The sequence below is a fragment of the Enterobacter sp. PGRG2 genome, from assembly GCF_030291195.1.
In the GTDB taxonomy this organism is placed as follows: domain Bacteria; phylum Pseudomonadota; class Gammaproteobacteria; order Enterobacterales; family Enterobacteriaceae; genus Enterobacter_D.
In genome coordinates this window covers 616,159-622,623 of record NZ_CP127837.1, presented here as the reverse complement: position 1 = coordinate 622,623, position 6,465 = coordinate 616,159, and the positions used below count along the sequence as shown (strand labels likewise).

Genomic DNA, 6,465 nt, shown 5'->3' with positions numbered 1-6,465 from the left:
GCAGCAAACGCCACAGAAGACGAACAAAAAGCAATAGCGGGCATTAATTTTAATATTGTTTTGGTAATCAAATTTAATTGATGCGGTGTATACGACATAATTACTTCCGTTGTAAGAAATGAAATAAGCGGGGCATACTATTCTTAAGCTTTCATTAAGTAAACGGTTGCGACTGTGTCGCTATGCCGATAGTTACAAATAACCGTAATTTTAAGAGTGCTTTATTAGATGTGTGAATGTGAAGTATTCTAATTATTGACGTAAAAGGGAGTATCGCGGTTAAAAGGGGAGTGCTAACAGGAATTATTAAAAGGAGGGGTGGGACAATTATTGACTAAATATATTGATCGCAGAAATCAATATCCGTGGCAGTGTATTATCACACCGCCACGGTTATAGCTTACACTTCCAGCCAGTTCATAATACCTTCTGCTGCTTTACGCCCTTCGGCGATAGCGGTGACCACCAGATCCGAACCACGCACGATGTCGCCACCGGCAAAGATTTTCGGATTGCTGGTCTGGAAGGCATTTTCATTACCTTCCGGCGCAATGATGCGGCCCTGCGAATCCAGCTCGACGCTGTGTTTCGCCAGCCATTCCATGCTGTGCGGACGGAAACCAAACGCCATAACCACCGCATCGGCCGGTAACACGTGTTCAGAGCCCGGTACGATCTCCGCACGACGGCGACCATGGGCATCAGGCGCGCCCATCTCCGTGCGCGCCATTTTCACGCCGCTCACTTTGCCGTTGGCATTCACTTCAATGCCCAGCGGCTGCACGTTGAACTGGAACTCCACGCCTTCTTCACGCGCGTTTTTCACTTCGCGACGGGAACCCGGCATGTTCTCTTCATCACGGCGATAAGCACAGGTAACGTGCGTGGCGCCCTGGCGGATGGACGTACGTACGCAGTCCATGGCGGTATCACCGCCGCCCAGCACCACCACGCGGCGACCTTCCATGCTGACGAACGGCGCATCCGGGGTTTCGCCAAAGCCCATCAGCTGTTTAGTGTTGGCGATGAGGAACGGCAGCGCATCAAACACGCCAGACGCATCTTCATTCTCCAGCCCACCGCGCATCGACTGATAGGTGCCGACGCCCAGGAACACGGCATCATAATCTTTCAGCAAATCCTCAAGCTGTACGTCGCGGCCCACTTCCACGTTCAGTTTGAACTCGATACCCATGTCGGTGAAAATTTCACGGCGACGGGTCATGACTTCTTTTTCCAGCTTGAAGGCCGGAATACCGAAGGTCAGCAGGCCGCCGATTTCCGGATGACGGTCAAAGACCACCGCTTTCACGCCGTTGCGGGTCAGCACGTCGGCACATGCCAGACCTGCCGGGCCTGCGCCGATAATCGCCACGCGCTTATCGGTCTGACGTACACCGGTCATGTCCGGACGCCAGCCCATTTCAAACGCTTTATCATTGATATAGCGCTCAATGTTGCCGATGGTGACCGCGCCAAACTCGTCGTTAAGCGTACAGGAGCCTTCACACAGGCGATCCTGCGGACACACGCGACCGCACACTTCCGGCAGGGTGTTAGTCTGATGCGACAATTCTGCCGCTTCAAAAATTCGCCCTTCGTTGGCCAGCTTCAGCCAGTTAGGAATGTAGTTATGAACCGGGCATTTCCACTCGCAGTAGGGATTGCCGCAGGACAGGCAGCGATCTGCCTGTGCTTTGGCCTGGCCTTCTGAAAACGGCTCGTAAATTTCAACAAACTCTATTTTACGGATCTTCAGCGCTTTTTTCGGCGGATCAACGCGCTGTAAGTCAATAAACTGATAGACATTCTGACTCATTGCTTCCCCTTACTGCGCCTGCACCCGCAGCTCAGCTGCGGAACGACTACGGTGACCCAACAGTGCTTTAACATCGCTGGACTTCGGTTTAACCAGCGCGAATCTGGTGGAGAACGCTGGCCAGTTTGCCAGGATCTCTTCGCCGCGTGAGGAGCCCGTGTGCTGCACGTGCTCGGTGATCAAACCGCGCAGATGCTCTTCATGGATGGCAAGATCATCGACGCTCAGCACTTCCACCAGCTCCGGGTTTACACGCTTACGGAATTCGCCGTCTTCATCCAGTACGTAGGCGAAGCCGCCCGTCATACCGGCACCGAAGTTAACGCCCGTTTTACCCAGAATGCAGACAATACCGCCGGTCATATATTCACAACCGTTATCGCCAATGCCTTCCACCACGGTGATGGCACCGGAGTTACGCACAGCAAAACGTTCACCCGCGCGGCCTGCGGCATACAGGCGACCGCCGGTTGCGCCATACAGACAGGTGTTACCGATAATGCTCGCCTTATGGCTGAGGAAAGCTGACCCCACCGGCGGACGTACCGCCAGCAGCCCGCCTGCCATGCCTTTGCCCACGTAATCGTTAGCATCGCCGGTCAGATACAGCTCCACGCCGCCGGCGTTCCACACGCCAAAGCTCTGGCCCGCGGTACCGCTGAAGTGCGCTTTGATAGGATCCGCTGCCAGCCCCTGATCGCCATGCGTCTGGGCGATATACCCGGACAGCGATGCGCCAACGGAGCGGTCGGTGTTGCGGATATCAAACCAGAAGGTTTTGCTCTGGCCTTCGTCCACATAAGGTTTTGCCTGCGACAGCAGCTGGGCGTTCAGCACGCCGTTATCGAACGGCGGATTATGCTCGGTGCAGTACAGCGCTTTACCCGGATGTGGCTCGGCGGTTTCCAGCAGTTTGCTCAGATCCAGCTTTTGCTGCTTGGCGGTATAACCTTCCAGCGCGATCAGCAGATCGGTGCGGCCAATCAGATCCACCAGGCGTTTCACGCCCAGCTGCGCCATCAGCTCGCGGGTTTCGCGGGCGATAAATTCAAAGTAGTTGGTCACTTTGAACGGCAGACCGTGGTAATGGTTTTTACGCAGTTTGTCATCCTGGGTTGCCACGCCGGTAGCGCAGTTGTTCAGGTGGCAAATACGCAGGTATTTACAGCCGAGCGCGACCATCGGGCCGGTGCCAAAGCCGAAGCTTTCCGCGCCGAGAATGGCGGCTTTAATAATATCGACGCCGGTTTTCAGGCCGCCGTCCACCTGCAGGCGGATCTTATGGCGTAAGCCGTTGGCAACCAGCGCCTGCTGGGTTTCCACCAGGCCCAGCTCCCACGGACAGCCCGCATATTTCACGGAGGAGAGCGGGCTTGCGCCGGTGCCGCCATCGTAGCCGGCAATGGTGATCAGGTCCGCATAGGCTTTAGCCACGCCGGTTGCGATAGTGCCCACGCCCGGCTCGGACACCAGCTTCACGGAAATCATCGCTTTCGGGTTGACCTGTTTTAAGTCAAAAATCAGCTGCGCCAGATCCTCGATGGAGTAAATATCGTGGTGCGGCGGCGGCGAAATCAGCGTTACGCCAGGCACGGAGTAGCGCAGTTTGGCGATGTATGGGGTGACTTTATCACCCGGTAACTGACCACCTTCGCCAGGCTTCGCGCCCTGGGCCACTTTAATCTGGATCACATCCGCATTCACCAGGTAGGCCGGGGTAACGCCAAAACGTCCCGAAGCCACCTGTTTGATGCGCGACACTTTATTGGTGCCGTAGCGCGCCGGATCTTCACCGCCTTCGCCGGAGTTGGAATTGCCGCCGATGCTGTTCATCGCTTCCGCCAGCGCTTCGTGCGCTTCCGGGCTTAACGCGCCGATGGACATGGCTGCCGTATCGAAGCGTTTGAACAGTTCCTGCGCCGGTTCCACATCGTCAATGCTGACGGCGTCGGCAGGCGGATTGATAGCCAGCAGATCGCGCAGCGTCGCCGCCGGGCGTTCGTTAACCAGTTTCGCATACTGCTGATAGTCGCTGTACTCGCCGGTTTGCACCGCCTGTTGCAGCGTGCGCACCACGTCCGGGTTATAGGCGTGGTATTCACCGCCGTGCACGTATTTCAGCAGGCCGCCCGCATCCAGCGGTTTACGCGCCAGCCAGGCACGTTTCGACAGGTTCAGCAGATCCTGCTGGAAGTCGCTGAAGCTTGCGCCGCCGATACGGCTGATCACGCCCTGGAAGCAAAGGTTCGCCACATCGTCATGCAGACCGACCGCTTCGAACAGCTTCGAGCAGCGGTAAGAGGCGATGGTCGAGATGCCCATTTTGGACATGATCTTGTACAGACCTTTGTTGATGCCGTTACGGTAGTTCAGCATCACGGTACGGTAGCTTTTCTCAATGGCGCGGGTATCGATCAGTTTCGCCAGGGTTTCATAGGCGAGATACGGATAGATAGCGGTGGCGCCAAAGCCCAGCAGTACGGCGAAGTGGTGTGGGTCGCGCGCGCTTGCGGTTTCAACAATGATGTTGGCGTCGCAGCGCAGATTTTTTTCCACCAGGCGAGTCTGGATCGCGCCCACTGCCATCGGCGCCGGTACCGGCAGACGATCTTTAGCGATGTTGCGATCCGAGAGCACCAGCAGCACTGTGCCGTCGCGCACCATGGCTTCGGCTTTATCACACAGCGCTTTGACGACCTCTTCAAGCGTGCTTTCATTCACGTCAAAGGTGATGTCAAGCGTGTCGGCGCGATAGTGATGCTCCGTCATGGTGGTGAGCTGTTTGAAATCGGAGTACAGCAGGATCGGCGATTTGAAACTCAGACGGTGCGCCTGGCCTTCTGCTTCACAGAAAACGTTCATTTCGCGGCCAATGCTGGTGGCAAGCGACATCACGTGCGCTTCACGCAGCGGATCGATTGGCGGGTTGGTCACCTGCGCAAACTGCTGACGGAAGTAATCGTAAATGATGCGCGGCTGGCTGGAGAGCACGGCAAAGGGGGTATCGTCACCCATTGAACCGACCGCTTCCTGTCCGTTTTCACCCAGTACGCGGATGATGGAATCCAGCTCTTCCGCGCTGTAGTTAAACTGTTTCTGGTAGCTGCCTAACAGATCGTCGCCCATTTCGCGGCTGCCGACTTCTTCGTCAGGCAGATCTTCAAAGGGCACCAGACGGCGGACGTTTTTCTCCATCCACTCTTTATAAGGGTGACGGCTTTTCAGATCGTCATCGGTTTCCGCAGAGTGCAGAATGCGCCCGCCGCGGGTGTCGATCACCATCAACTCGCCCGGCCCAACGCGGCCTTTTTCCACCACTTCATCCGGCTGATAATCCCAGATGCCCACTTCAGAGGCGCAGGTGATCAGCTTATCTTTGGTGATAACGTAGCGCGCCGGGCGCAGGCCGTTACGGTCGAGGTTACAGGCGGCGAAACGACCATCGGACATGACGATGCCCGCCGGGCCATCCCACGGCTCCATATGCATGGAGTTGAAGTCGAAGAACGCGCGCAGCTCCGGATCCATGTCCGGGTTGTTTTGCCAGGCTGGCGGCACGAGCAGACGCATGGCACGTACGATGTCCATACCACCGGCGAGCAGCAGTTCCAGCATGTTATCCATGGAGCTGGAGTCAGAGCCGGTTTCGTTGACGAAAGGCGCGGCATCGTGCAGATCCGGGATCAGCGGCGTCTGGAACTTATAAGTACGCGCGCGCGCCCACTGACGGTTACCGGTGATGGTATTGATTTCACCGTTGTGCGCCAGATAGCGGAACGGCTGCGCCAGCGGCCAGCGCGGCACGGTGTTGGTTGAGAAGCGCTGGTGGAACAGGCAAATGGCTGATTCCAGGCGCAGGTCCGCCAGGTCCAGGTAAAAGCGCGGCAGATCCGCCGGCATACACAGACCTTTATAAATGTTGACCAGGTTCGACAGGCTACAAACGTAGAAATCTTTATCTTCCACCAGACGCTTTTCAATGCGGCGGCGCGCGATAAACAGGCGGCGCTCCATATCGCGTGGACGCCAGCCCGCAGGGGCGTTGACAAAGATCTGCTCAATACGTGGCAGCGAGGAGAGGGCGATTTCACCGAGCACCCCTTCATTGGTCGGCACGTCGCGCCAGCCAACAATCGACAGGGTTTCCTGTTGCAGTTCTTCTTCTACAATACGGCGCGAGGCGGCAGCTTTTTCAGGATCCTGATTCAGGAACAGCATGCCAACGGCGTAGTTTTTGGCCAGCCGCCAGCCGCGCTCTTCGGCAACGATGCGGAAGAAACGGTCGGGTTTTTGCAACAGTAAACCGCAGCCATCGCCGGTTTTACCATCGGCAAGGATCGCGCCACGGTGCTGCATTCGGGCCAGTGCGTGAATAGCGGTACGCACTACCTTGTGGCTAGGTTCGCCTTCTATGTGGGCGATCAGGCCGAAACCACAGTTATCCCTCTCAAGGGATTTATCGTACAACATATCAGTGAACCTCCCCAGGCTCTACGGGAGTCCGTCTTAACCGACGCGCACAGGCGCAGAAAGAGCATGGCGACGGGGCTTTAAGGCCTCGGGTGTCGCCCTCTTTTTTTTCCTTTTCGCATCGGTACACAAGTGTTGAGGACTTGCTTTAAGAGGGAATCTCAATTACTGCATAT

At 56.5% G+C, this 6,465-nt stretch carries 2 protein-coding genes; both read right to left on the bottom strand.

Translation table 11 applies throughout. The annotated features are described in order from the left end of the window. Positions 1-400 precede the first annotated feature (400 nt). Positions 401-1,819 (bottom strand): glutamate synthase small subunit, encoded by a 1,419-nt coding sequence (locus QRD42_RS02610; protein ID WP_321988122.1) that lies wholly within the window; start codon positions 1,817-1,819, stop codon positions 401-403. Between the two features lie 9 nt (positions 1,820-1,828). Further along, positions 1,829-6,289: a glutamate synthase large subunit gene (gene gltB / locus QRD42_RS02605; protein ID WP_321988121.1), complete on the bottom strand. Its 4,461-nt coding sequence runs from the start codon at positions 6,287-6,289 to the stop codon at positions 1,829-1,831. Between the last annotated feature and the right edge of the window lie 176 nt (positions 6,290-6,465).